Source organism: Acidobacteriota bacterium (genome assembly GCA_016715115.1).
Classification (GTDB): domain Bacteria; phylum Acidobacteriota; class Blastocatellia; order Pyrinomonadales; family Pyrinomonadaceae; genus JAFDVJ01.
The window spans coordinates 228,100-251,339 of record JADKBM010000011.1 but is presented as its reverse complement, the minus strand read 5'-3'; the positions used below and the strand labels follow the sequence as shown (position 1 = coordinate 251,339).

The 23,240-nt window shown below is 53.2% G+C and carries 25 protein-coding genes; 20 read left to right on the top strand and 5 right to left on the bottom strand.

Annotated elements, in window-relative coordinates:
• Nucleotides 1–13 precede the first annotated feature (13 nt).
• Nucleotides 14–571, top strand: coding sequence for a sigma-70 family RNA polymerase sigma factor (locus IPN69_09830; GenBank protein ID MBK8811016.1), 558 nt, complete (start codon nt 14–16; stop codon nt 569–571).
• Nucleotides 568–3,102 (top strand): protein kinase, encoded by a 2,535-nt coding sequence (locus tag IPN69_09825; protein MBK8811015.1) that lies wholly within the window; start codon nt 568–570, stop codon nt 3,100–3,102. The genes IPN69_09830 and IPN69_09825 overlap by 4 nt, the downstream gene beginning before the upstream one ends.
• Here IPN69_09825 and IPN69_09820 read toward each other — a convergent pair.
• The 5 genes from IPN69_09820 to IPN69_09800 all read right to left on the bottom strand — a co-directional run bounded on the left by IPN69_09820 (nt 3,097) and on the right by IPN69_09800 (nt 8,651).
• Nucleotides 3,097–4,485: a hypothetical protein gene (locus tag IPN69_09820; GenBank protein MBK8811014.1), complete on the bottom strand. Its 1,389-nt coding sequence runs from the start codon at nt 4,483–4,485 to the stop codon at nt 3,097–3,099. The genes IPN69_09825 and IPN69_09820 overlap by 6 nt on opposite strands.
• On the bottom strand, nt 4,485–4,808 hold the full coding sequence (locus IPN69_09815) for a hypothetical protein (GenBank protein ID MBK8811013.1): 324 nt from the start codon (nt 4,806–4,808) through the stop codon (nt 4,485–4,487). The genes IPN69_09820 and IPN69_09815 overlap by 1 nt, the downstream gene beginning before the upstream one ends.
• 10 nt (nt 4,809–4,818) lie before the next feature.
• Complete coding sequence (locus IPN69_09810) at nt 4,819–6,444, bottom strand: hypothetical protein (protein ID MBK8811012.1); 1,626 nt, start codon at nt 6,442–6,444, stop codon at nt 4,819–4,821.
• Between the two features lie 9 nt (nt 6,445–6,453).
• Nucleotides 6,454–7,086 (bottom strand): hypothetical protein, encoded by a 633-nt coding sequence (locus IPN69_09805; GenBank protein MBK8811011.1) that lies wholly within the window; start codon nt 7,084–7,086, stop codon nt 6,454–6,456.
• 62 nt (nt 7,087–7,148) lie between these two features.
• Entirely contained in the window at nt 7,149–8,651 is a 1,503-nt protein-coding gene (locus IPN69_09800; GenBank protein MBK8811010.1) for a fused MFS/spermidine synthase, read from the bottom strand.
• Between the two features lie 45 nt (nt 8,652–8,696).
• Here IPN69_09800 and IPN69_09795 point away from each other — a divergent pair, with 45 nt between their 5' ends.
• From IPN69_09795 to IPN69_09710, 18 genes are all read left to right on the top strand, one after another.
• Nucleotides 8,697–8,954 carry a hypothetical protein gene (locus IPN69_09795; GenBank protein ID MBK8811009.1) on the top strand — a complete coding sequence of 86 codons (258 nt, stop codon included), beginning with the start codon at nt 8,697–8,699 and terminating at the stop codon, nt 8,952–8,954.
• Between the two features lie 465 nt (nt 8,955–9,419).
• Entirely contained in the window at nt 9,420–10,553 is a 1,134-nt protein-coding gene (locus IPN69_09790) for a hypothetical protein (GenBank protein MBK8811008.1), read from the top strand.
• Between the two features lie 233 nt (nt 10,554–10,786).
• Nucleotides 10,787–11,785: a hypothetical protein gene (locus IPN69_09785; GenBank protein ID MBK8811007.1), complete on the top strand. Its 999-nt coding sequence runs from the start codon at nt 10,787–10,789 to the stop codon at nt 11,783–11,785.
• Between the two features lie 180 nt (nt 11,786–11,965).
• A complete protein-coding gene (locus tag IPN69_09780) occupies nt 11,966–12,832 on the top strand; it encodes a hypothetical protein (GenBank protein ID MBK8811006.1) in 867 nt (288 codons plus the stop codon).
• Between the two features lie 115 nt (nt 12,833–12,947).
• Entirely contained in the window at nt 12,948–13,160 is a 213-nt protein-coding gene (locus IPN69_09775; protein MBK8811005.1) for a hypothetical protein, read from the top strand.
• Between the two features lie 39 nt (nt 13,161–13,199).
• Complete coding sequence (locus IPN69_09770; protein ID MBK8811004.1) at nt 13,200–14,255, top strand: hypothetical protein; 1,056 nt, start codon at nt 13,200–13,202, stop codon at nt 14,253–14,255.
• A gap of 37 nt (nt 14,256–14,292) precedes the next feature.
• A complete protein-coding gene (locus tag IPN69_09765) occupies nt 14,293–14,949 on the top strand; it encodes a hypothetical protein (protein MBK8811003.1) in 657 nt (218 codons plus the stop codon).
• Between the two features lie 878 nt (nt 14,950–15,827).
• Entirely contained in the window at nt 15,828–15,965 is a 138-nt protein-coding gene (locus IPN69_09760; protein ID MBK8811002.1) for a hypothetical protein, read from the top strand.
• A gap of 355 nt (nt 15,966–16,320) precedes the next feature.
• Nucleotides 16,321–16,491, top strand: a complete 171-nt coding sequence (locus IPN69_09755; GenBank protein MBK8811001.1) for a hypothetical protein — start codon at nt 16,321–16,323, stop codon at nt 16,489–16,491.
• A 324-nt stretch (nt 16,492–16,815) separates the two neighbouring features.
• Nucleotides 16,816–17,226, top strand: coding sequence for a hypothetical protein (locus IPN69_09750; GenBank protein ID MBK8811000.1), 411 nt, complete (start codon nt 16,816–16,818; stop codon nt 17,224–17,226).
• 26 nt (nt 17,227–17,252) lie between these two features.
• Complete coding sequence (locus tag IPN69_09745; GenBank protein MBK8810999.1) at nt 17,253–17,819, top strand: hypothetical protein; 567 nt, start codon at nt 17,253–17,255, stop codon at nt 17,817–17,819.
• A 97-nt stretch (nt 17,820–17,916) separates the two neighbouring features.
• A complete protein-coding gene (locus IPN69_09740) occupies nt 17,917–18,312 on the top strand; it encodes a hypothetical protein (GenBank protein ID MBK8810998.1) in 396 nt (131 codons plus the stop codon).
• Between the two features lie 137 nt (nt 18,313–18,449).
• Nucleotides 18,450–19,277, top strand: a complete 828-nt coding sequence (locus tag IPN69_09735; GenBank protein ID MBK8810997.1) for a hypothetical protein — start codon at nt 18,450–18,452, stop codon at nt 19,275–19,277.
• Complete coding sequence (locus IPN69_09730) at nt 19,244–19,822, top strand: hypothetical protein (protein MBK8810996.1); 579 nt, start codon at nt 19,244–19,246, stop codon at nt 19,820–19,822. Before IPN69_09735 ends, IPN69_09730 begins: the two co-directional genes overlap by 34 nt.
• A 343-nt stretch (nt 19,823–20,165) precedes the next feature.
• Nucleotides 20,166–20,390: a hypothetical protein gene (locus tag IPN69_09725; protein MBK8810995.1), complete on the top strand. Its 225-nt coding sequence runs from the start codon at nt 20,166–20,168 to the stop codon at nt 20,388–20,390.
• A gap of 94 nt (nt 20,391–20,484) precedes the next feature.
• A complete protein-coding gene (locus IPN69_09720; GenBank protein MBK8810994.1) occupies nt 20,485–22,167 on the top strand; it encodes an RHS repeat-associated core domain-containing protein in 1,683 nt (560 codons plus the stop codon).
• Between the two features lie 28 nt (nt 22,168–22,195).
• Nucleotides 22,196–22,447 (top strand): hypothetical protein, encoded by a 252-nt coding sequence (locus IPN69_09715; protein ID MBK8810993.1) that lies wholly within the window; start codon nt 22,196–22,198, stop codon nt 22,445–22,447.
• Nucleotides 22,448–22,464: 17 nt separating this feature from the next.
• A complete protein-coding gene (locus IPN69_09710) occupies nt 22,465–23,064 on the top strand; it encodes a hypothetical protein (GenBank protein ID MBK8810992.1) in 600 nt (199 codons plus the stop codon).
• Nucleotides 23,065–23,240 lie beyond the last annotated feature (176 nt).

The window sequence follows — 23,240 nt, the reverse complement described above, 5'->3', positions numbered from 1 at the left end:
TCGCTTGAACGAAATGCACTCTTCCACCGAAATCACACAGTTGCTGATCGATTGGGGCAATGGCGACGCCGGCGCGTTCGAACTCCTGTTGCCGATGGTCGAAAAGGAACTCCATCGCATCGCGCGAATGAACCTACGCCGTGTCAATCCCGGAAACACGATCGAAACCGCGGCGCTGATCAACGAAACGTATCTACATCTGATCGAACATAAAAAGGTGGACTGGCAGAACCGGGCACATTTTTTCAGCATCGCGGCGATCGTGATGCGCCAGTTTCTGCTCAACTATCTGCGCAATCGAAACCGTCAGAAACGAGGCGGCGGGGCGATCCGCGTCACGCTTGGCGACGCGATGGTCATTTCCGACGAAAAATCGGACGAGATACTCGCGCTTGAGGAAGCGCTCACGGAACTCGAGCAATTCGATCCGCGCAAGGCAAAGGTTGTCGAACTGCGCTACTACGGCGGGTTGACGGTTCCGGAGACCGCGGCGGTGCTCAAGATCTCGGAAATGACCGTGCACCGCGACTGGAATATGGCACGCGCCTGGCTCGCGAACCGGATTCGATGAAGGAAAACTGGAACGAAATTGAGTCTGTCTTTCACGCGGCGCTCGAAATACCGGCGGCGCGAAGGCGCGAATTCCTCGAATCTAAATGTTCCGGGAATCAGCGCCTTTTGTCGGATGTCGAGTCCCTGATCGACAGTTTCGAATCGGATTCGGCGTTCCTCAACGAACCGGTTTTCGATGCCGGCCTGAAAACCCTTGAACGCAAACTCGATAATGATCTCGCCGGCAAGACGATCGGCGCGTACGTGATCGAGGAGCGGATCGGCGTTGGCGGAATGGGAGAAGTCTACCGCGCCGTCGATACACGGCTCGACCGAACGGTCGCGCTCAAGTTCCTTTCGGAAGACCTCGAAAACGACCGCACCGCCCGACGTCGGCTCGAAAAGGAAGCCCGCGCGGCGGCCGCGCTCGACCATCCCAACATCTGCGCGGTATACGGGCTCGAACATATCGGCCAACACCAGTTCATCGTGATGCAGCACATCAAAGGCGTCACCCTCGGTGAGTATTTGAAAGAACGAAAGTTGGGGATCGACGAGTTCCGATCGCTGGCGAAACAGATCATCGGCGCGGTCGCCTTCGCCCACTCCCACGGCGTTATCCATCGCGATCTCAAGCCGGGAAACATAATGGTCACTGCGGACGGTTCGATCAAGGTCCTTGATTTCGGCCTCGCAAAGGTCGTCAACCCGCTTGCCGAACCGGCCGGCGACGACGACAGCCGCTTCTCGACCAACGGCCTGATCATCGGCACCGTGTCCTATATGTCGCCCGAGCAACTCCGCGGCGAAAAACTCGACTTTCGCAGCGACATCTTCAGCCTCGGCATCATCCTCTGCGAGATGCTGACCGGCAAGAACCCGTTTTCAAGGCCCACGCAAGCCGAGACGATCGCGGCGATCATAAACGGAATCCCTCAGATTCCAACTGACCAAACCGCAAGCCATCAGCGCATAAGAAATCTGTTGCACCGTTGCATTTCTCCGAATCGCGATGTCCGACCGGAATCAGGCCTGGAAGTTCAGATCGGTATCGAGTCCGAATCGATTCGCACTACCTGGTGGCGTTTTGGCCTCATCGTGCCGATCCTCATATTGATCGTTGCGTTACTCGGTATCGGGTATTACCTTTCTCCGGTCCGAGCGGCGAAGCCAGTTGTCGCGGTTCTGCCATTCCGACCGGAAGACGGATTGCAGGAAAGCCGGACTCGGGCCGAAAGCGTTTCCCAATCGATTATTGACCGGCTTGCAAGAGTCAACAGCATCTCACTCAAGAGCGGCTTTCTTACAAGTCGATATTCCGAAGTCGATCTCGATTTGGCCAAGATCGCGAGCGAACTTTCGGCTGACGCGATTGTAATCGGTTCGCTTTCAAACGACGGTTCGGTAATTGCGACAAAAATCTACCGCTCCATTGATGGCAGCTATATTGACGAGAGTCAGTATGCCTTGAACGACGACTCAATACTTGGAATCCCGGAGGATATCTCGATGCGGATTCTCGGTCGTATCATCAGAACGATCCCTGCTGAGGATCGCCGGGCGGTTGCAAGGCCTGAAACGACCAGTTCCGAGGCAAAGCGATTCTATGATATCGCACGGATTCAATTGAGGGATCGGGACCGATTGGACGACGCAATTGAGAACTTCGTGAAGGCCAAGGATTTGGATCTCAACTACGCGAAAGCTTGGGCGGGCCTCGCGGAAGCTTACCTCGGCAAAAGCGTGCCGGGCGCTCCGCGGGCAAGATCTCCGCATTTTCTGATTCGCGATGCAAAATCCTGCGCGGCGCAAGCTCTTGAGCTTGATCCGTTCCTTCCCGACGCCCAGTATTCGCTCGGGTTAATTGCGTTGAAATACGAATGGACTTGGGAAGAAGCTGAACGGAGCTTTCGACGGGCGCTCGAACTTGATTCCGATTTCATTCGTGCAAGGAGTGGGTTGATCAACGTGCTCGTCTTCCAGTCAAGATTCGATGAGGCTCTCGAACAGGCAAACGAGATTCGACGGCGCGACCCGGTGTCCTTTGTTTCGGAAGTTGAGCTCGCGCAGATTTATTACCGGATGGGCGATTTCGGGAAAATGGCGGATATTCTCACAGAGTTAGAAGCAAAGAACCCAGACAATCAAAGGGTAGCGTATCTTCGTACCTTCCATCTTCTGGCGACCCAAAGGTATGAAGAAGCGCTGGCCATAATTGGCCCGATCTACGAGAACGGTAAAGATTTGCAGAAGATCTACGCTGGCGCTCCTTATGGCTATGCCCTCGGCAAACTCGGCCGGAACGACAAAGCACGCGCGGTAATTTCAGATCTCGGTCGAGTCTCCGCCCTCGAAAAGGTCTATGTTCCGTCACAAGAGTCAGCACTGATCTATCTTGGAATGGGTGACTACAAGAATACGATCCGGCAACTCAAGCGGTCGTGCGACGAGAAATTCCCATCGCTGCCCGGTTGGGTGACCGATCCCATTGTCGCCGAGATCCGGGCAACTTCACCGTTCGCCGAAATTGCCAGGTGTACGCGGCTATAACCCAAGGCTCAATAAACGTTCAAGCGCGTCGCTGGCGGTGACGCAGCGACTCTCGAGCAGATCCATCGTTAGTTTGACGAGCGCTTTGGGAACCCTCTTCCGCCGTTTTTGGATTGCAACAGGGAGCTGCGCGTCATAGACCCGTCCAGTGAGAAGAAAGTACATCGTCGCGCCGAGTGAAAAGAGGTCATTGCCGGCCCCGCCGACAGGGGTAGGCCCGTCGGAAAAACCCTTTGTTCGCCAACGGTAGGGGTCAGGTTCACCGATTCGATAAGCCCCCTCAAAATCTATTGGCCGCAAAGCACCCGCCGGTGAACGAACCAAATTCGCCGGTTTGCAGTCACCCCAAACCCAACCTGAATTGTGGAGCGACCGAAGCAGTTCACATACCTCGATGGAATGCGAAACGATCGAGCCAATCGACATCCTGCGACGACGTGAAAGAAGCGATGATTCGAGATTCATCCCACGAACATGCTCCAACACAAGGTAGAAGCTTCCGTTGACTTCAAACGAATCATAGATTGCCGGAACGCCGGCGATTTTCCCGCCGATTTCGGACAACACGCGGAGTTCTGTTTTGACGCGGAAGAGGCCGTCCTGACCATCCCAACCGATCTCGCCGTTTTTTCGACCTTGTTTTACAACGCAGGTTCGCGGTCTCGAGTCCGTCAAATCAACCGCAAGATAAACGCCACCCTTTCCGCGCTGCGAAATTGCAGCGAAAGCTCGGTACCGCTCTCCAAGCGGCGTGTCTGCAAACGATCCGTTGCAAACGGATCGAATCACCGGAAATGGATCTTTGACCCAAGCGGGCGCTATGGTCAATCGATCGTCCGGAACAAGATTCCCGTCAGAATCTCGAATCGCGGGCATTTTTTGTCCGTTGTTCGACAAAACCTCCAGCATTGCGAATGCTCCATATCGCATATGAACGTTGCTGCCGGCACAATACTGCCGGTCAAAAGGAACCGAAATCGATGTGGAATTCAGCGTCAGTTCATGCAGTTCGTGGGCAACGTCGACAGCATCGGAATCATTGCGTGGGTAAACGGTCAGGAATTTGCCAACTTGACTATATCCCGCACCAAGCCCGGAATTGATCAACGCGAGTTCCCTCAGCGATTTCGGCACTTTGAACTGGAGATCTTTCGAACTCAAGAAGTCGACGACGGATTTGAAGACCTCGCACGCTTCAAGAATCGTCGCGGAAACGTGTATTTTCCAACCCTGATCGGGATCTTCCGGATACGCAAGCCGATTCAACCGCCAAATCGAACCAGTCGGAGCAATCGGACAAAACCGTCCGATTAGCTCCGACCATTCTGATTCGGACTTGTGTTCGAGCGAACGTCCGTTGGCTTGCAAAGATACTTCAGGCATTAACCCAGAATTCGTTCGATTTCGTCGTTCATTGTCCTTCGCGTGCCGCCGTCGCGCGCCGAGGGAATCGTACAAACGCCGCCACCTATAACATACCCAACGGCCACTTCGGCCCATTCTTCGGCGCAAAAAACAGGATCTACGAACATCAATTTGTCGAGATCCGCCTGATTCTCAACATACTCGTTTGCAACTGTTTTCCACTCGTCCGATCCCAGTCCGCCGCGGAGGGCCTTGGCACAAAGCTTGCCGAACGCCTCGGCCTGCGTCGGGCTGGCCATCAGTTCGGTACGTTTCTCTTCTACCTTCTTAATAATCGACATGATTTTCTCCTTATTTTGATTGATCGCTTTCCGGATACAAATCATCAAACGGCAATTTGATCTCCGGATAGAGATACTTTTGAAATTCTTCGTTGGCAGATTGAACCAACCTCAGGACATCGCCGAAACCAAACCGGGCAGCCGCTACTCCGGAACCGAACACCAGCCGATCATCATCGGACTCTCCGAAAGGTGTCGCCAAGATCGAGAACGGTGAAAGGCAAAGCAGCCCGATGATCGTTTCGCAAACGATTACACTGCACAGCGGGCCGAGCCTCGCGTAACCTTCAGTCTCATCAACCGGTCGATTCTCCGCTTCTGCCAGCAAATAAAACCATAAGGGTGTGTTTGTGCTGAACACATCATTGAGAGTGGAAAACGAGGATGGATCGATATCAATTCGATCACTTGTGAACACCGATTGAATTGCTGCTGGACTCAGGATTTTGACTTCGGAATAATAACCTCTCGCCTCTTCGGCCAAATCCTGTCCGGACGCAAGCCGCTTTTCGAATCCCCTAAAAAGATCAAGCGCTGCAAGCGAGAAGTTGCGAGGGTCAGTGAACTTATGTCCCGGAACCAAGGGTGAAAGCCCGTTTGCCAATCGCGTATCGATCCGATTCGCCAGATTGCGGCTTTTTTTGTTTTCGTCGTAAAAGAACAATCTCCAATCGACAGCCCATTCTATCGCGAGTCTTTGCGCTGACGTGCCGCCAAATCGCGCCTTGCCGGTCTGCCCCTGAATCCTGCCGATCGGCGCGTTCTGAATTCGATTCAATTGGTAAGAATTCCGGATCATGGAATGACCAAACCGAAAAGCTGCCGATGTAAACTCATACGGCACAAAGGCCGATTCGAGGTCTTTCGGCTTGAAAATGCAGTTGCCGCTTTTCTTGATTTGTTCCAGTATTCGAAGGTCGACCAACGCACGAAGAAAATCGTGTAGTATCAAGTGCTGATAGCACCTGATTGCAACGACTCGTGAACGTGCAAACAAATCGTCACGTGATTTGCAGTGTGAACTCAATTTGACGACGACGGCATTGTGGAGTTTGAGAAACAAGAGATGCATCTGCGCAAGTAAAAGATTTCCATCGCTTCTGGAGTCGGCGATCACCGCCGTCGGATCGCCGGGATTCCGGAACAAATCAAACGGTAATTCCCGTTTGTCGGTCGTCGATTCCCTTGTTCGCCCGACCTTAAGAAACGGATGACAGCTTGTCGAAACAAGATTCGACATTTTATCCGAAATCTCGCCTGCTTCGTTCAAGGGGTTTGGACCATATATCGTCTCCAGATCGAATGTCGGCGAATGCTGATTGGTCGACCGAACCTTGGTCAGGTCAAAAGGAAGGTCGGATTGGACCTCGCGGTCGCTCCGCGAATCGAATGAAATGTCGTGATCAATGAATTGGCCGAAGTATGTATAACCAGCTGGCAGACCGGGCTTTAGATCAGGCACGGAATCGGTTGGCACTTCGACCGTCAAGTTCTTCTCGGTGACACTTTTTTCATAAACCACCGGTATCGGAAAATTCTTCCCGCCCACCATAAATCTCGCGAGACGGTTAAGATCTTCGGCATTGCTCTTTTGTGGATCCTGCGAACCGAACATGTAATCGTAATCAGCCGACATGATTCAAATCTACTCCTCCACCAAATCGAACGCGATGTCGCATTCGATCAGGCTGTTTGCTCTTGTGAATGTCTGAAAACCCGGTTTCAGACCGTAATTGCGGCTGGCGCGGCCGGAGTAGGCGATCGAGAGCAACAGGTCGTCGTGGTTGTTCTTCAGTATCGCCGGGATCGCGCTGACGACGGCGTTGGCGACTTCGCCGACGAGCGGCGCGGTCAGGGCGGTGCCGGCGGCGATCAGGCTGTCGACCCCGTTCTTGATTGACTTGTCGCCAAGCAATCCCTCGATCAGTTTCCCGGCGCTCCGATGGCCGGCGTCGCTCTCGACGACGAAAATGTCGAGTCCGAGCAGCCCCTTCGGATCGAGTTCCGGATAAAGGATGATCCCGTCGCCGATCATCGATACCGGATTGCCGGGCCGGATCTTTTCATAGACATTCGAGATCGCCATCACGTAATACTTGAGCAGTGACATATCGGCGTTCGGCGGAACCAGACGGTCGATCGGCTGGTTGTTCGCCGAAACGGTCCGGTCGAAATCTTCGTCGACGCCGCGCAGATCCGTCGCGATCGAGATCACATAAAGTTCCTTGTTGCCGCCTTTGAGGCTTTCAAGCCGCGGCATCGAAGCAAAAATTCGCATATCTTTACACTCCTATTAATGACATTTGCGGCCGATTCCTTTCATCGCACGCGAAAAAAAACTCAATGATTCGAATTGTAGTACTCGACCGGCGCCAGATCGTCGGTCAGTATCGGTGTTCCCGGTTCGACATCAACCGTCCGCCGGTTCGCCATTAAACGTGCGATCTCGGGATCGGCGCTCTCGTTCAACGGCCCGGTCGAAGCCCGGGCAACGATGATCAGATTCTGCACCGTCCCGTCACCGCGTTCCGGCCGGACCTTGAACACCTCGACGTCCGGAAACACCTCGCGATAGGTCGCGAGTTCGGCCCGGAAAAACCTGCTCCCGTCGCCGGTCAAGGCGCCGCCGATATTGAAGATCACGACACCGTCGGGTTTCAAAACACGTCGCACCTCGACCGCCGCCTCGCGCGTCGTAAGATGAAACGGAATGCTGAACAGCGCCGAGAACGCGTCGAGAAAAACCGCATCGTATGCGCCGTCGGGAGCGCGGTTGAGAAACATACGGCCGTCCTCGTGAATGATCTTGAGCCGCGGATCGTCGCGCAAATTGAAGTGTTTCCGGGCAAGCGCCGTCATTTTCGGGTCGATCTCAACGGTGTCGATCCGTTTTCCCGGATAGATTCTCAGGAAGTCTTTCGGATAAGAATAACCGGCGCCGCCGATCATCAGCACCTCTTCGAAATCCGGCTTGAAATGCCGTACGAGGTGATAGTACTTGAGATACTCGGTCGCCAGTTCGTCGCCGTCCAGGAACATCTTTGACTGGAGCGTGGCCGGATCGATTGCCATCGCCCGGATCTGCCGACCGGTTGCCTCGTCCGTCGCGCGGAAGATCTGGACGCGGTTGTATTGCGTGTCGGCGTCGACAAGCTCGTACTTGGAAAACAGATACAGGCTGAAAGCTTCGCCCGTTAGAATACCGCAAAGGAAAACCGTCAAGCTGATGACTTTGAGTTTGGAAACCGCGAAAGGCGACAGCATCAACGCGACTCCGAAAAGCGAAGCGGCGATCAGGTAAAGCGTGCGCGTGCTGCCGACGAATGGGATCAAGACAAAACCCGCCGCGAATGTTCCGAAGATGCTGCCGACGGTCGAGAGCGCGTAGAGCCTGCCGACGGTCGAGCCGGTTTCGTCGAGCGACAGGGTTCGGAGTTTGACGGCGAAAGGCGTCACGAATCCGAGCAAAACGCTCGCCGGCGCGAACAGGAACAAGGCCGCGAGCAGCGATTTGATTTCGAGGATCAGCGGCGCCTTCACGATGAACGCCAGCGCGAGGTCTTTAACGAGAATCGTCAAAGAAACGAGTCCGGCCGCCAGAAACAGAACAGATGCGAGTATTCTCAATTCGGGCCGGCGGTCGGCGAGTTTCCCGCCGTACCAGTAGCCGAGGCTCAACGCTCCGAGAATGACGCCGATCAGGCTTGTCCAAACATAGGTCGACGTCCCGATGTGCGGTGCCAGGATCCGCGAACCGTTGATCTCGTAGATCATCACCAACGCGCCGCAAACGAAGACGGTCAGTTCAAGAACGAATTGGGAGATTCTTGATCGGAAATCCATTTTGTCAGCTATGAACAACCAGAATTTACACGATTTTCGGAAAAGATGAAAGACTTTTTATTCGCGACGGTCAGCGCCTACGACCCGGTCGCAACCGCACGGAACGGGAATCTTCTGGAGACGACGCAGGAACGCCTGTTCAAATACGATTCGCTCTCGCGCCCCGGGCTATGTTGTTTCGTCGCTGACGGCGACAAGAAACGAGGTCGGCAGTTATGTTCCGAACCGATCATCAGGCGTTCGGCGAAACGATCGGGATCTTCGCATTCGTCGCAATGCTCGCGAGGGGTCTTCGAATCTTGAATCCTAAGTTGCGATGTTAGCCGGACGTGAGCCCACGGGGAGCCGGCAACATATCACTGAGCCGCAGAGCGGCGACAGAACTTTCCAGCAGTAGAGCAATTTTCGGGTAATTTGTTCAGATTCGTTAACGCGGCAGCCAATCGCAGGCAATTGGCTTCGGGGAATCATTCAAACACTTCGCGATCGATTTTGGCGCCGCTGCCGCGGCTCGGCAATCCATTGCGATCATCACCGTGGGCTTACGCCGCACGGCTAGCATCTGCCGTCGCTGCCGCGACTCGTTCCGGGTCGGAATGACGGAGAATCGGAGTCCAAGCATGGCGATGATCCACGTCACATCCCTGAACGAACAATCGCTTCACAACCGCCTCCGGAACGACTTATAATGATGCCGGACAGGTCGTCGCGGACGGCAAGTTCCGCAATCTCGGGTTCGGCTACGATGCCAACGGACGGACTGTCCGGGTGTCCGAGGCAAACAAGCCCGACGCGGTTTCGGTTTACGACGCGCTCGGGAACAGGGTCGCCGAGAAGGTCAATGATGTTTGGCAATTCGTGATCTATGACGCGTTCGGGAAACTCGTCGCAGAATACGGCGGTACGGTTCCCGGGGACGAAGGCGGCGTCAAGTTTTATCTGCAGGACTGGCAAGGATCGGTCCGGGCGAGTGTCAATGCGGCCGGTTTCGTCAAATCGAGAACCGATCATCAGGCGTTCGGCGAGGAGATCGGATCTGGAATTGGATTGAGAACGACGGCCCAGGGCTTCGGCGCCCCGGCCTCGAACCGGCAAGGCTACGGTTTGACCGAGAAGGATTCGACGGGGCTCAACCATACGTGGTTCCGCAAAAACGAAAACCGCGCCGGACGCTGGACATCGCCAGATCCATACAACGGCTCGGCCTCGGTCGGCAATCCGCAAAGCTGGAACCGGTACTCGTATGTCGAAAGCCAGCCGACGAACTTTGTTGATCCGAGCGGGCTGCTGAGAATCCAGCAATGTACCCGATACTGGTGGTTCGGCGCCGATGGAAATTACCACGAGCGAATTGGGAATTGCCAGACGATTTACGATGATAGCGGCGATTCCGCTGGACCGGCGGAGGTTCCTCCGCCTCCGGGCGAGACTGTCGAAGAGGCAGTGACGCGGTGCGCGAAAAAACTGGGAGTGACAATTGATGCTTTCAGTGCTTCGTCAAAGGGAACGAATGGCTACGCTAGAATTTCAGGAAGCGGAACAATTCGCGGAGTCGGAGTTGGGCTTGCCAACTATTCAATCACCAACGACGTCAACTCGTTCAGTGGGCCGGAACTCGAAGAATTAGGACGCACATCGGCCGATATGGGAATCACGTTTGAAGAAGGCGATTTGGTAGCGACGCTTCGAAGCGGAAGAAAGGTAAATCAAAGGGTGGGGCCATCAACCAACTACACTGGAAATCAACTTGCGAACAAACGTGCGATATTGACAACCCAGATACATGAACTGGGGAATTCCATCTATCTTCTTTTGGGCGAGAGACTTTATAATCCTGAGTTGGCCGACACTGACGCGGGGGCCGCGTTTGAAGACTGCGTCTTTGGGGGGGGGCGAAAATAATGGCAAGCTTCATCGATAGTATCCGTTGCGTTTTGCTGTGTTTCGTGGCCTTTGCATTTTCATGCACGGGCGGTTACCGGTCCGGGCTGAAGCAGAATGCCGATCGACCGATCGTCTCGCCGACTCCGGTAGTCATCGCGAGCCCAACAATCCCGCCCTTGGATGATCAGGATGCGGCTGATGTCTTTCCAGCGCCTCCGGGCTCGTTGCCAGATATCTGGAAGGGGACCAAGTTGTCGACTGACAACCTCATCAAGATCGCCTTCGCAAACGATGAGCGGGGCTGGGTCATCAACAAGTCCGGAAAACTGCTTCGGACCGATGACGGCGGTGTCACTTGGAGGACTCTGTCGCTTCCGGTCCGTGGCTTTCCTGCGGGTATTTCATTCACCAATCCCAATATCGGGCTGATTGCCCTTAACATTAAGTCCAAACCAGGCGCCGGTGACGAATCGGCGATCCTCAGAACCGAGGACGGCGGAGAATCTTGGGCGACAACATACTCGGGCGACGTCGGGTTCTCCGGTTTGCGGTCGTTCGATGGATCAACCTGGGCGTTCGGTCTTCACGTGATTCAACAAAAGAACAGTGTTTTCTCAGAGATTGTGCTTTTGAAAACGACTGATACTGGCGCAACATGGGCGAACAGGGCTGCCGGTGCGAATCGGCTGAATGACGAAAGCAGCGGTGACAGTGCATCGGATTTGCTGGTATTCAACGATCGACTTGTGTTGAAAACTACACGGAACCGGTTTCTCGAAACCAACGACGACGGTAAGACCTGGGTTGCGATCGACTCGATAAAGACAGGACACCTCGGGCCGAGATTCCTGAATTCGGGCGACGGGCGAATCTCCTTGGCCGCGGGAACCCCATACGGTCGGGCCACGTACTTTATGTTTCGTGAGGCGCCTGGCAAATGGTCCTGGATCGCGCGCTCCGGGTTCAATGCTTTGGATGCTCTATTTGTTTCCCCAAACGAGATTCTTGCTTGTGGTACGGTCCGTTTGCGGATCAAGGGGATTGAGTATGCGTATGATGACAAAGTGGCCGCTGCGGTCCTCTATTCACCTGACTCCGGACGCACGTGGAAGGTTGTTTTCCAGGAACCGAGAATAGTGGAGTTTCAGACAATCGGCGTAACAACCAACGGTCGGGTATTCGTCGCGGGCGCAAACCAGATCATTTCGTCGACGTTAGAAGAGATACGAAGCTCGGTTGCGGGCAGTTAAAATTGGGTTAAGCACGGGCGGTTGGTCGGCAGTTAGAATTGAGTCGGTTAGTCCGCGTTTTGATTCGCGCGACACCGTTGTGTCCCGCCAGCGGATACGTCAGTTCATCAAGCATTCGGTGACAAGACAGGATACGAGGTCTATTTATCGCCGAAACCCAAGGGCTTCGGTGCCCCGGCAATACGGCAGGGATACGGCCTGACCGAGAACGACCCAGCGACCGATCTCAACCACACGTGGTTCCGCAAAAACGAAAACCGCGCCGGACGCTGGACATCGCCCGACCCGTACAACGGCTCGGCCTCGGTCAGCAACCCGCAAAGCTGGAACCGTTATTCGTACGTTGAGAATCAGCCGACGAATTTCGTCGACCCGAGCGGGTTGAATGCGATTGGCGGTTTTTATGTCTGTTACGACATTGTGACCACTGGGGGGTACCCCAACCAACCCGGACATGTATACACTACTACCGAGACAGTCTGCTTCGTCTTCGGTGGCGGAAATCCGGGAGTTGGAACGATCGATACTGGCGGAGGGATCGGCGGAGGAATCGGCGGCGCGGCAGGACCCAAAGATGACCGTGATGAGTGTTACAAGAAAGTGGAAGCGGATTATTCCAAACCACCTAGCGCTTCGTCGGAAGAAATCCATCGATTTACGGCTCAGATGAATGCGGTCGAAGCCACGCACAAACTCGCTTTGGACGGAGCAACCATCAAAGCGAGCAATACATTGTATTATGCCGTGCTCGCCGCGGCCGGTGGATTTATGGCTGGCGCCCTTTTTACAAAAAACGTTTGGGGGGCGGCCGTCGGTGCGGTCGTTGCTGGTGGATTCACTCTTGCTACCCAAGCAACGGATATTCAATTGTCGCGCGATCAGGCGTGGAAAGCCTATAAAATCGCAACTGGCCTTGCTAGGACGCTTAATCCGAACGCGGCAAAGCGTGAACGATTCTTTGACCAAAAAAGAGCAGCGCTTCGCAAGTGCGACAGCCTGTATCCGCCTAACCGGTTCTGGAAAATCACCTCTCCGCTCAACGCGTGATGTACATTCCGCCCGTAAGGCAATCAAAAGCCTATGTTGCAGATCGTCCACTGAACGCGTTCGAAAAGGCAATGCATGAGATTCTGAGGCAGGCTGCGTGTTGACCCGAGGTTTTATGAAATTCAAGATTGATTTAGTTCTCGACGGTTTATTGGCGGCAACTATCATTTTCCTGGCGGTGTTAATTTGGTTGGTCATGTTCGACTTTTGGGGAACGGATGAGCACTGGGTCAATCGGTTGATCGACAACCTTTCAGGCGTCGTTGCACTTACTTTGGCTCTTGGGTTCCTTTGTAGCTCTTTTCTTCGATGGATCAAGCGAACTTGACGCAATCCAAACTGCGACGTTGGTCACTCTGAATATGAAATTGGGAAACTTGTCGCCGAATACGGCGGAACTCCCCAGCAGGACGAAGGCGGCGTCAAGTTCTATCTGCAGGACTGGCAAGGCTCGGTCCGCGCGGGAGTCAATGCCGGCGGTTTCGTCAAATCGAGAACGGACCATCAAGCGTTCGGCGAGGACATCGCATCCGGTGTCGGCCTGAGAACGACGGCCCAGGGCTTCGGCGCGCCGCAAGCGAACCGGCAAGGCTACGGCCTGACCGAAAAGGACTCGACGGGGCTCAATCACACCTGGTTCCGCAAAAACGAAAACCGCGCCGGAAGATGGACATCGCCCGACCCGTACAACGGCTCGGCCTCGGTCGGCAATCCGCAAAGCTGGAACCGGTATTCATATGTCGAGAATCAGCCGACGAACTTTGTTGATCCGAGTGGGTTAGTTGAACAGGTTCCACGCGGGTGTGTGCCGGTCTACCGCTGGAGCGATGGACAACAAAACTGGGTTGTTGATTACTATTTGTGTGCCAGCGTTTCATATACCATAACGCCGCGTGGCCCGAATACAGGACCATCAATTGTTGAAGGTGGTGGAGAAAGCCCGAATGGCGTTGACGATTTTCATTGCTGGACGCTCCAAGATGTGCTCAATTTCTTAAGAAATACGCTCAAGGAGATTTGGGAGAAGACGAAGAACAGCGGCAAAGAAAACGGCGGGATTCTTACTGTTCAGACCAACGGGCAACTTGAGCTGACCGATCAGCGCGAGGGTACGGCAGACGGTATGCCAAATACGCTAGGCTATTTGAGGGACCGTCGTAAACAGTATTCGACATTTGGGATAATAGCGACAATTCATACACATCCCAGCGGGACCGGCTCACCAAGTGGGGTTCCGGGCAGCGCACTCTCAGGTGATTATGGAGTAATGAACAACAGCGACGGTCCGCCATTTGGAATTCTCAAATTTGGCCCGAAAGATACGGACGTGTTGATCTACAACAAAAACGGACCGGTGAAGGGGAATTACAGCAAAATCAGTGCTGGTTGTTGGAGCAATCCTGAGAAGGAGCGATTCGGCTGATTGATCGATTCGTTATTTGTGAAGGAGTCATATGCTTTTGAAAGACCAAGCGGTTCGCTTGTTATACATTTTGTCCAACGCTGGTGCCTCGTTATTTGTCCTTTCTTGCATTGCGTGCGCACCAACCGAGACGGCGAATATCGAAACGAAAGAAAGACCTGGCCCGAAAACCGTTCAGATGTCTGAAAAGGTCGAAGGACATAAGGAGTTAATGCGAGATTTGGACGAGACGTTGGGACGATCTGGCATCAAACCCTTGCGCTCCCATTCACTCCCGGAAGGCGAGCTCGAGGTCCGAATTTGGAAGGGCTGGGGAATGCGTGGGACAAAAGGAATCGTTATCGTCAAGAGCCCGGTTGGATGGAAGGCATCGCTGATAACCATTCCGATTTCGCCCAAGAATTCAAGACCTTCCGTGGTGGTTTTACCCTCGCCGGCTTCAGGTTTTGACGCGCTATGGAGTAAATTGATCGAGCGGCAAATACTCATCCTTCCGGACGATTCTGAAGTCGGTGTTGTAGAGCCATTCGAAGATTCAGAATTGGTTATTGTTGACATTCTCAACGGCGACCAACAACGAACGTACAGCTACAATGCACCGTGCTACTCCGACGTAGCCGAGGGGCGAAACGTTAAGCAAATTATTGAGATACTAAGTCGCGAATTCAACGAGGAGTGGTTCGCGTGCAAATAGCCCAACCGATTTATGATTTTGGCACTCCGCGATCGTTGAATACTAACAATTCAGGAAAGTCTGTGCGATGACATTGAAAATTTGACCCGTCAAGCGTTTAACATTGAAAAGACGGATCGCAATGATAGATTCTCGTCCGATTGTAGATTTGAGTTCAAGCTTGTCGACAATATCGATCTATATGTTTCCATAGAGCGATATTCCAGTTCTAAAGTAAGCCGAACGAGAATCAAGAAGGATGCGGACGATCTGCTGTATTTGGGGACAAGACCTGAATTCACCCGTGTTCAGTTGAAAACCGAACGGGCTTGGGACAAAGTCCTTGCATACCGATCGAAATTTCCGGATCATTTTGTCCTGTTGAGAAAGTGAGAATATGTGATTACCCTGATCTCCACGCGCTTCGACGTCTTGGTTAATCTAGAGAAGGAACTCAGAGGCATCGGTTTTGGGAAGGAAATCAAATAACCGAACGTAACGGCGTGAAGGAAGCTGGATTCGGCCAACCTCTCTGCCGCGATTCGCTTTGGACAGCGTGCCACGAAACGGTGTGAGGGCCCCGCTTACGGACGATGGAGAGAGAAATGGAAACCGGTGACAGTAAAATCAAACCGCAATCAACAACGAGCGGAGCTAGTTTTGGAGAGAAATTGCTTCGGATGTGCTCAGTTGGGGCACTTGTTGGCTCAATAGTGCAGTTCGCTGCGCTGATTTTGATGCAAACGACAGATCCTTGGTCGTATTTTGGACGAGGCTCAGTCCTTTTGTTTTTATCCCTGCTTTTTTGGGGCGCGTCGAAAGCGAGGTGACATCAGATCAAAAGCAAGAGACTCGTTCGACAAGATCGCATTGCGGATACGGGTCGCGAAAATGTTGGGATGTTGATCGACGGGCTCGATCAGCAGGACGCGGGCGGGGTCAAGTTCAATCTGCAGGACTGGAAGGGATCGGTCCGCGCCCTGAAAGTCGCCGACGAAGACTTGGGAAGTACGTTGACTAAAGGAGGCGGACCTTGAGTCGAGCTCTGTGATTCGACATATTTGGAATTCAATACTCTCTAACAACGTTATGAAATTAGGCCCTATTCTCGAAGCGATTGGACACGTGAACGATCGGTACCTAATATCGGAGGACAAACTACCAGAATGGTTGAAGGGCAAGCCGTTGAGAATTTTTGTCGCGTCGTTTTCCATAATCGCGTTCACTATTCTGACATTTGACGAATTCACGATCGGCCTCCGAAGTCTTTTGATGTTGTTGCTCAGGTTGCTTTTGGTGGTGCAGGGCATCTCCCTCTTGGTGATGGGGCTGGGAATCATACTGCGACGAGATCCGCCGGCTGACTAAATCGTTTTGGATGCTGGATTTTGAGTGCGCGCATATGAATCAGCGACTGCAAAGATCTGGATCGAGAACGACCCGGCGACCGATCTCAACCACACCTGGTTCCGCAAAAACGAAAACCGCGCCGGACGCTGGACATCGCCCGACCCATACAACGGCTCGGCCTCGGTCGGCAACCCGCAAAGCTGGAACCGATAATCGTATGTCGAAAGCCAGCCGACGAATTACGTCGACCCGAGTGGATTAGAAGATATCCCAGATGAACCCGGGCCACCAATTAGAGTTGAGACCCATACCTGGGGATATACGATCTCATCGTGGTGGTGGATTTTCTTTGGAGTTTCTCCAGTTCGCAATGGCGGCCATATCGGTGAAGGAGGGGGCGGTGGTGGAGAGAACCAACCCAAGAAATGCGGTGTTGCGCCATTGAGCACTATAAAAGATCCTGAAGCGAATGCGATGGATACAGACATAAGTAAGAGAGTCAACATTTCCGGACTAACGACGGAAACAAGAAACGCAATGAGATGTTTGCAAGAAAAGGTCGTTCCTGAACTGAGATTCACGCCTCCCGGCGACCCGCGTACGCAAGGGACCAATACTGCAAGAGCATTCAAGGTTGAGTCGGCGTACCGACCGCAGCCTTATCAGGATCACCTGTATGAGATCTATTCGAAACGAAAACAACTCATAAACCGGAAGCGTTACGGGAAAGAGTGCGATTCCCTGCGCCAGACTCTCGACGCACAAAAGAGAAATCATAGCCTTGGTGGAATAGTCGCCCAAACGAACAGCCATCATTCGAGCGGAACCGGGTTTGACATGAGCATTCAAGGAGCGTCGCAGGGTCAGATCTCAGCGTGGGCAAAAGACTGCGGATTGGGAAGATTGATTGGGATCAGGGGCGAGGAAACTCACTTTTTCTTGAAATAGTGGTACCGGTCCAATGGAGGCTAAGAATGCGAGTTGCGATTTGTTTTGGATTACTAGTTTGGCTTGTCAGCTGTTCGAACACGACCTTAGTGTCGACAGAGAACTTTGCCCCCGCCATTTCACCGACGCCGACGCCAACGGAGCGGGTGTCCGAGCCGCCATTAACAATTGTCGGCGTCTACACAAATGTTCAACAAAATCGAGAACATCAGTGGGGGTACACCATTGAGATCTGGAGGCAGGGCGACAAATACTTCGGACTTATGTTCGGAGATGGTACGCCACGGGCGATCGGCGACGGCCCGGTTGCTCGTCTGGAGAACGCAGAATTCAATCCGAAGACGGAGAGTTTGCGCTTTACGACCGTCATTAGAAGGGGGTTGTGTCCGGAAGTCAGATTCGAAGGAAAGCTCTCGAATTCGAAGCTCGAAGGCACCTTTTCACCAATCGAAGAAGAATGCCCGAAGTATACGGCAGCGAGCGAGCGGATCTTGCTTCGGAAGTCCCGCCAATTAACTTCTGAAGCGGAGGAATTTGGGAAGTTCCGGAACTTTGCCGAATGGAATGCATTTGCCGACGGGTTACTGAGGTGATGTGCGGCCTACGCCGATAATCTGCATTTTGTGCAGTCCTGAGTAATAAAGAAAGCACTTGAGGCGGTCCCCGGTGGTGGAGGTGGAGGATTTCCAGATGCCTGATGTAGAGAATCGAGATTCGTTGGCGAACAAAATATCCGCTTTGCTTGAGCGGATTGATCGGGTTTTTCCAAAATCGGAGCCGATAGAACCGACGAACCATCCAAGTGACGAATGCATCGCAATCCGCAATGATTTTGCCGGCGTTGCCTGGTGGTCGGCGGATCCGGACCTGATTGATGCTTACTTCGCGAGTATGTCCCTGTTTACTCCGGTCGGATTTCATTACTATCTACCGGCATACCTGGTGTACTCGCTGAATCATTTTGAGCCGTTTGAAGGAGCGGTTGAGTTTTCGATTTACGCCTTGTCCCTGGAATTGGATGATCCGCAGATAAAGGACGGGCGACGGAAAGGAAGAAACTGTTCACCGAAGAGCAGCGGCAGGTGATAGTGAAGTTCCTGGAACTGGTCCGGGATCATCCGGAAATGGAGATTTACCAAGCAGACGTGGTTAGCGGGATCGAGTTTTGGAAGCGATGAAATTCGCCGACTACGGTTTCGGTTTACGACGCGCTCGGGAACAGGGTGGCCGAGAAGGCCAATGATGTTTGGCAATTCGTGACGCTTTCGGGAAACTCGTCGCCGAATACGGCGGGACCGTCCCGCAAGACGAGGGCGGCGCCAAGTGCCGGAAGATGGACATCGCCGGATCCCTACAACGGCTCGTCATCGGTCGGCAACCCGCAAAGCTGGAACCGGTATTCTTATGTAGAAAGCCATCCAACGGACTTCGTTGATCCTACTGGGTTAAAGATGGCCTACGTATGTAGTTGGTGGCACTATGTTTACAACGGAGGACCGAATGATGGAGAGCACTATGAGCCTGGGGGCTATTGGCTCGTTTGTAAGTGGGAGAAAGTGGTTGGCACAGTTACAATCAACGCTGGCGACAGCTATATTGATTACGGGAATTCGCTCCAGAATTCCCTTCCAAATCCAATAACGCTTAACCGGCGGCCACTGGTAAAGACCCCGCGGGAGAATTTCGTCGACGAGTGCCTCAAAAAGCGTGTCGATGCGAGAGTCAAAAATCTTGACACAAATCGACAGAACAATATGGAAATCGATCTAATGTGGAGTATGAATACATACAATATTACAGGCCATATTCGGGACTTTACGCCTGAAAAGTACCAGAGGAACAAAAACGCCGCGGCGGTCAGCGCGTTTCTGGGGATGACCAACCCACTGGCGCTTGGACCAATCGGATCGGGGAATATGCTGTTGCTACGGGCATTAAGGGAAGGAACAACCGGCCGTTCGGACTATTTGCAGAGTAGAGCCGAAGCCGAAACAGTCACTGACGAGGATAAAAAGATATGCGAGACCGAAGCCACCCAATTTGGTTATTGAGAATCTTGATTCTTACATTGCTTACGCTTGCTGTTGGAGCTTGCGCCGCAGGGCCTGACTCGTTCGATATCGAACGAATCCGCCAGCATCGCGAAAATGCTGACCGGGCCATTCTTGCCGGAGATTACGCGACAGCCGAGCAAGAAACAAGAAACGCTCTGGCGATCGCGACCGAAACCGGTTATGAAGATGGCATGATCCCAGAGCATCTTAGTCTCGGAGAGATCTATTTGGTGACGAAACGCTTCGATCTCGCTGAAAAGGAGTATCTGGAAGCGATTGAGATCTGTCGTAACAATAGCAGATGCTCTTGGATGGACAATGCATACGGTCATCTGTTGTTCCTGTACGCCTACGCGATGCGGCATCCTGAAAAAGCCGTGGCAGCGTCCAAAGAACTCAAACTATACATTGGCCGACCGGGTAATGATATCAAAACGGTGAACGAGCAGTTGCGCGACTGTGCAGGGCTTCTGAGATCAGCTGGATTACCGGAAGCGGCCGCTGAAGTTGATGACCTGATTGACTCCGGTTCAGGTCGCTAAAGGAACTAACCCGGAATCTGTTTGCGGTGATGTACTGAACCTTCGGCCGTCGATACTGGTGGCGAGGACTTTACGCTGGATTTCACGATTTTTCAGGCTGAGAAAGATCGAAAGGTTGCTCGCGAAGCAGGCCGGAACGCTGCCCCGCGCGAGCGAGCACAGAAAAAGAAGTTTCTCGAATGTTTCGAAGATGAAGCGAAAGGTGTCAAAGGTCGAAGCCGGAGAAGAAGTTAGCGGCACAGGTTTAGGACATCACGCGAGGATCGACATCTGAAGGAATTTGCCGTCCCCAAAACAATTAGTGCGTAAGCAATTCTAGAATGCTCATCGGAGTCGAAATCCGATGAGCATTTTGCATAAAGACCACAAAAGCGAAGAATCCGAGATCAGGTTCAAGTTCCTGTCGGACTCGGTACTGAAGGCGTTCGAGAAGGACATCGCGATTTTGGATTTTGGATTTTGGATTTTGGATTTTGGATTGGCCGTGATCAAAACGTTCGCAGGAAGCGACATGTGTTCGATCACTTATCGGGACGTCACGCGTGAACGCGTAACTCCTACGGGTTGAGCAAATCCAAAATCCCAAATCCGCAATCCCAAAGGAAACCTATCCGTCGCTTCGCGTCATCAAAAATACCGTGAACCAGGACGGCGAGCTATCGATGGTGCAGAGCAAAAAGAACCCGGACTTCGGGTACTTTGCCTATGCCTTCGGATTCAGCTACGACACGAACGGCGCGATCAGCAAGTTGCGTCTCGGGAACGGCCGCTGGGAAACCTATTCCTACAACAACCGCCAACAGGTCGAGAAGATCGGGCTCGGCACGACCGATTCGACCGAGAACATTGACATTCTGAAACTTGAATTCGGATACGGCAAATGGGAAAGCGGAACGCTCAACACGGACAAGAACAATGGCTCGATGGCGCAGCAGAAGATCACGGTCCCGACGGTCGGGGGCACGTCGGGCTTTACCGCCGACCAGCAGTATTTCTACGACGGACTGAACCGGCTTGAATCGGCAAAAGAGACGATCTCGAGCACGGAAACCTGGAAGCAGACTTTCACATTCGATCGGTACGGCAACAGACGGATCGACGCCGCGAACACCACGGCCCCGGCAAATTGCACTTCGGCCATCTGCAATCCGACATTCTCGACCGCGACGAACCGCATCTCGTCGAGCGGGTATACATACGATGCCGACGGAAATCTGACGCAGAACGCCGCCGGCGAAAGGTTCGGCTACGATCAGGAAAACCGACAGAAAGAGTTTTACGTCAACGGCAACAACGGAACGACGCCCGACGCGACTTATTCTTACGACGGCGAGGGCCGCCGCGTGAAGAAGATCTCATCGACCGAGACGACCGTTTTCGTCTATGATGGAGCATCAAGGCTTCTCGCCGAGTATTCGACGGCGCTGGCCGAGACGCAGCAGGTAAGCTATTTGACAACCGATCACTTGGGAAGCCCGCGCCTGATCACGAACGAGAACGGCGCGGTCACGAAGCGGCAGGACTTCGCTGCGTTCGGCGACGAGACGCTCACCGCCCAGCGGGCGGGCGGCCTCGGGTACACGAGCACGGACGAACTGCGGCAGGATTACACCGGCTATCAGAAAGACAACGAATCGGGCCTCGAATACGCGCAGGCAAGATACTACAACACCGCCCACGGCCGGTTCACGTCGGTCGATCCCCTGACCGCCAGCGCGACGATCCGCGACCCGCAGTCGTTCAACCGCTATTCCTACGTTCTCAATTCCCCGCACAAATTCACCGACCCGCTCGGCCTGCTTCCGCTGACATCAGCCGGGGCATGCGGAAGCTGGTGCGCAAACAGTTATTCGGGACCGGGGGGAGGAGGCGCGATTGACAGCATCGTTTGGGGCGGTTTTTCATTGTTCTGTGGATGGTGCGTAAACGTTGACAGTTGGGCTTTGCGGATCCCAGGGACAGTGCTTGCTTGGGGATCTTCCGCAACGGCGACTACGAATTTGCTTCTTAGCGATCCGAAGATTCGTTTGAGCAAAATAGAGGTTTTTGTCAATGGCAATCCCCATACCGGTGACGCACCGGATTCTACTGTCAATATCGCTGACTACGAAACGGAAGAGAAGAGAACTATAGAGATTCCTTCGTTTAGAGGCAACAAGACCATTCTCATCCGCGCAACTTTTTGTAGTCGACGGCGATGGAGAGATGCTCGCGGAGTCCAATGTTTCTGGCGTCGAAGTCCGGAATCTGTCGAGAGTCGAGTCGCTAGGCGTAACCACCCCGGAAGGCCCGGGCGCTCCGTCTGGCCGAAGATGGGACTTGGTGGATACAGTCCTTTTAGGTAAGGATTCGAAAGGGAATTTAAGAAATCAGGTGTTTGATATCGGCGGGGATGGAAAGTCCGCGACTCTGACGTTCGCGGTTGAACTGCTTGCGCCGGATTTCAAGAAGAACAACCCCTTTGTGATAACCGTCTACGGCCAGAGCAATCGGATTTTCGGGCCAAATGGGGCACTTAATGTGCCAAGGAACCTCAAGGAGACTGTGACATTATTGTTCACGGTCAAACAGAATGCAATTCCTGGCGTTCGGCAGCCTAAACCTGAGAAGAAGTTTAATTTCTGAGAATTGCGGAGAAGAATATGAGAGTACTTTTTGGAATGTGTCTGGTAATCGCATCGTTTGCATTCGTGAGTTCTGGTCAGTCAGATGTTGCATTTGAAGCACCGGAAGAATGTTATTCGCTGTTATTGATCTCGAACCCTTCAAGTCCGGCCCAACTAACGAATGGAAAGTCGCTGGTTCCTCAGGATGGCGGAATATCATCCATTTACACGTTAAACAACGTTTCTGAGCACGGTTTAGTCCAAGTAGTTGTTATGGACTTTGAATGGTTCGGGGACAACGAAACAACTTCTCCGATCACGGTCAGACCAGGCGCAGAGATCTATCCGGGTGAAGCGATCCCGAGCGACGATTTGACGGCAGTCAAAATCCGACCCTTCAGCGACATGCCTGACGGCGACTCCAAGACCAACTTGTGCCGTTTTCCAAATTTCAAAGTATTTATGGTAACAAAGGTGGTTTTCGCTGACGGTGAGATTTGGAGCGATGAGACCAATTATGAAAAGCTACGCATCTGGCGTGACACACCAACAAGAAGGCATTCGCCTGCGAGTATCATCGACATCAAATCGAAGGTTGCGGCAAAGATGACGGAATTGATGGACCAAAAGAAATGAATGTAATGGCAATTGAGGAAGGGTTGCCTAATTTCGAATCGGGCGCTCAGGTATTTCTTGTTGCAGATGCGCAGATTCTCGAACAGGGCAATTTAGATCGAGCTCGTTTGAGAATGATGACAAAGCGACGGTATCCCGCGGAATCCCGAACATCGTTACGGAGAAAGAGGTTACCG

What these genes read in the sequence shown, in the direction of transcription:
- IPN69_09830 (MBK8811016.1), top strand. Translation starts at nt 14, where the DNA reads ATGCACTCTTCCACCGAAATCACACAGTTGCTGATCGATTGGGGCAAT.
- IPN69_09825 (MBK8811015.1), top strand. Translation starts at nt 568, where the DNA reads ATGAAGGAAAACTGGAACGAAATTGAGTCTGTCTTTCACGCGGCGCTC.
- IPN69_09820 (MBK8811014.1), bottom strand. Translation starts at nt 4,485, where the DNA reads ATGCCTGAAGTATCTTTGCAAGCCAACGGACGTTCGCTCGAACACAAG.
- IPN69_09815 (MBK8811013.1), bottom strand. Translation starts at nt 4,808, where the DNA reads ATGTCGATTATTAAGAAGGTAGAAGAGAAACGTACCGAACTGATGGCC.
- IPN69_09810 (MBK8811012.1), bottom strand. Translation starts at nt 6,444, where the DNA reads ATGTCGGCTGATTACGATTACATGTTCGGTTCGCAGGATCCACAAAAG.
- IPN69_09805 (MBK8811011.1), bottom strand. Translation starts at nt 7,086, where the DNA reads ATGCGAATTTTTGCTTCGATGCCGCGGCTTGAAAGCCTCAAAGGCGGC.
- IPN69_09800 (MBK8811010.1), bottom strand. Translation starts at nt 8,651, where the DNA reads ATGGATTTCCGATCAAGAATCTCCCAATTCGTTCTTGAACTGACCGTC.
- IPN69_09795 (MBK8811009.1), top strand. Translation starts at nt 8,697, where the DNA reads ATGAAAGACTTTTTATTCGCGACGGTCAGCGCCTACGACCCGGTCGCA.
- IPN69_09775 (MBK8811005.1), top strand. Translation starts at nt 12,948, where the DNA reads ATGAAATTCAAGATTGATTTAGTTCTCGACGGTTTATTGGCGGCAACT.
- IPN69_09760 (MBK8811002.1), top strand. Translation starts at nt 15,828, where the DNA reads ATGTTGATCGACGGGCTCGATCAGCAGGACGCGGGCGGGGTCAAGTTC.
- IPN69_09750 (MBK8811000.1), top strand. Translation starts at nt 16,816, where the DNA reads ATGAGATGTTTGCAAGAAAAGGTCGTTCCTGAACTGAGATTCACGCCT.
- IPN69_09745 (MBK8810999.1), top strand. Translation starts at nt 17,253, where the DNA reads ATGCGAGTTGCGATTTGTTTTGGATTACTAGTTTGGCTTGTCAGCTGT.
- IPN69_09740 (MBK8810998.1), top strand. Translation starts at nt 17,917, where the DNA reads ATGCCTGATGTAGAGAATCGAGATTCGTTGGCGAACAAAATATCCGCT.
- IPN69_09730 (MBK8810996.1), top strand. Translation starts at nt 19,244, where the DNA reads ATGCGAGACCGAAGCCACCCAATTTGGTTATTGAGAATCTTGATTCTT.
- IPN69_09725 (MBK8810995.1), top strand. Translation starts at nt 20,166, where the DNA reads ATGAGCATTTTGCATAAAGACCACAAAAGCGAAGAATCCGAGATCAGG.
- IPN69_09720 (MBK8810994.1), top strand. Translation starts at nt 20,485, where the DNA reads ATGGTGCAGAGCAAAAAGAACCCGGACTTCGGGTACTTTGCCTATGCC.
- IPN69_09710 (MBK8810992.1), top strand. Translation starts at nt 22,465, where the DNA reads ATGAGAGTACTTTTTGGAATGTGTCTGGTAATCGCATCGTTTGCATTC.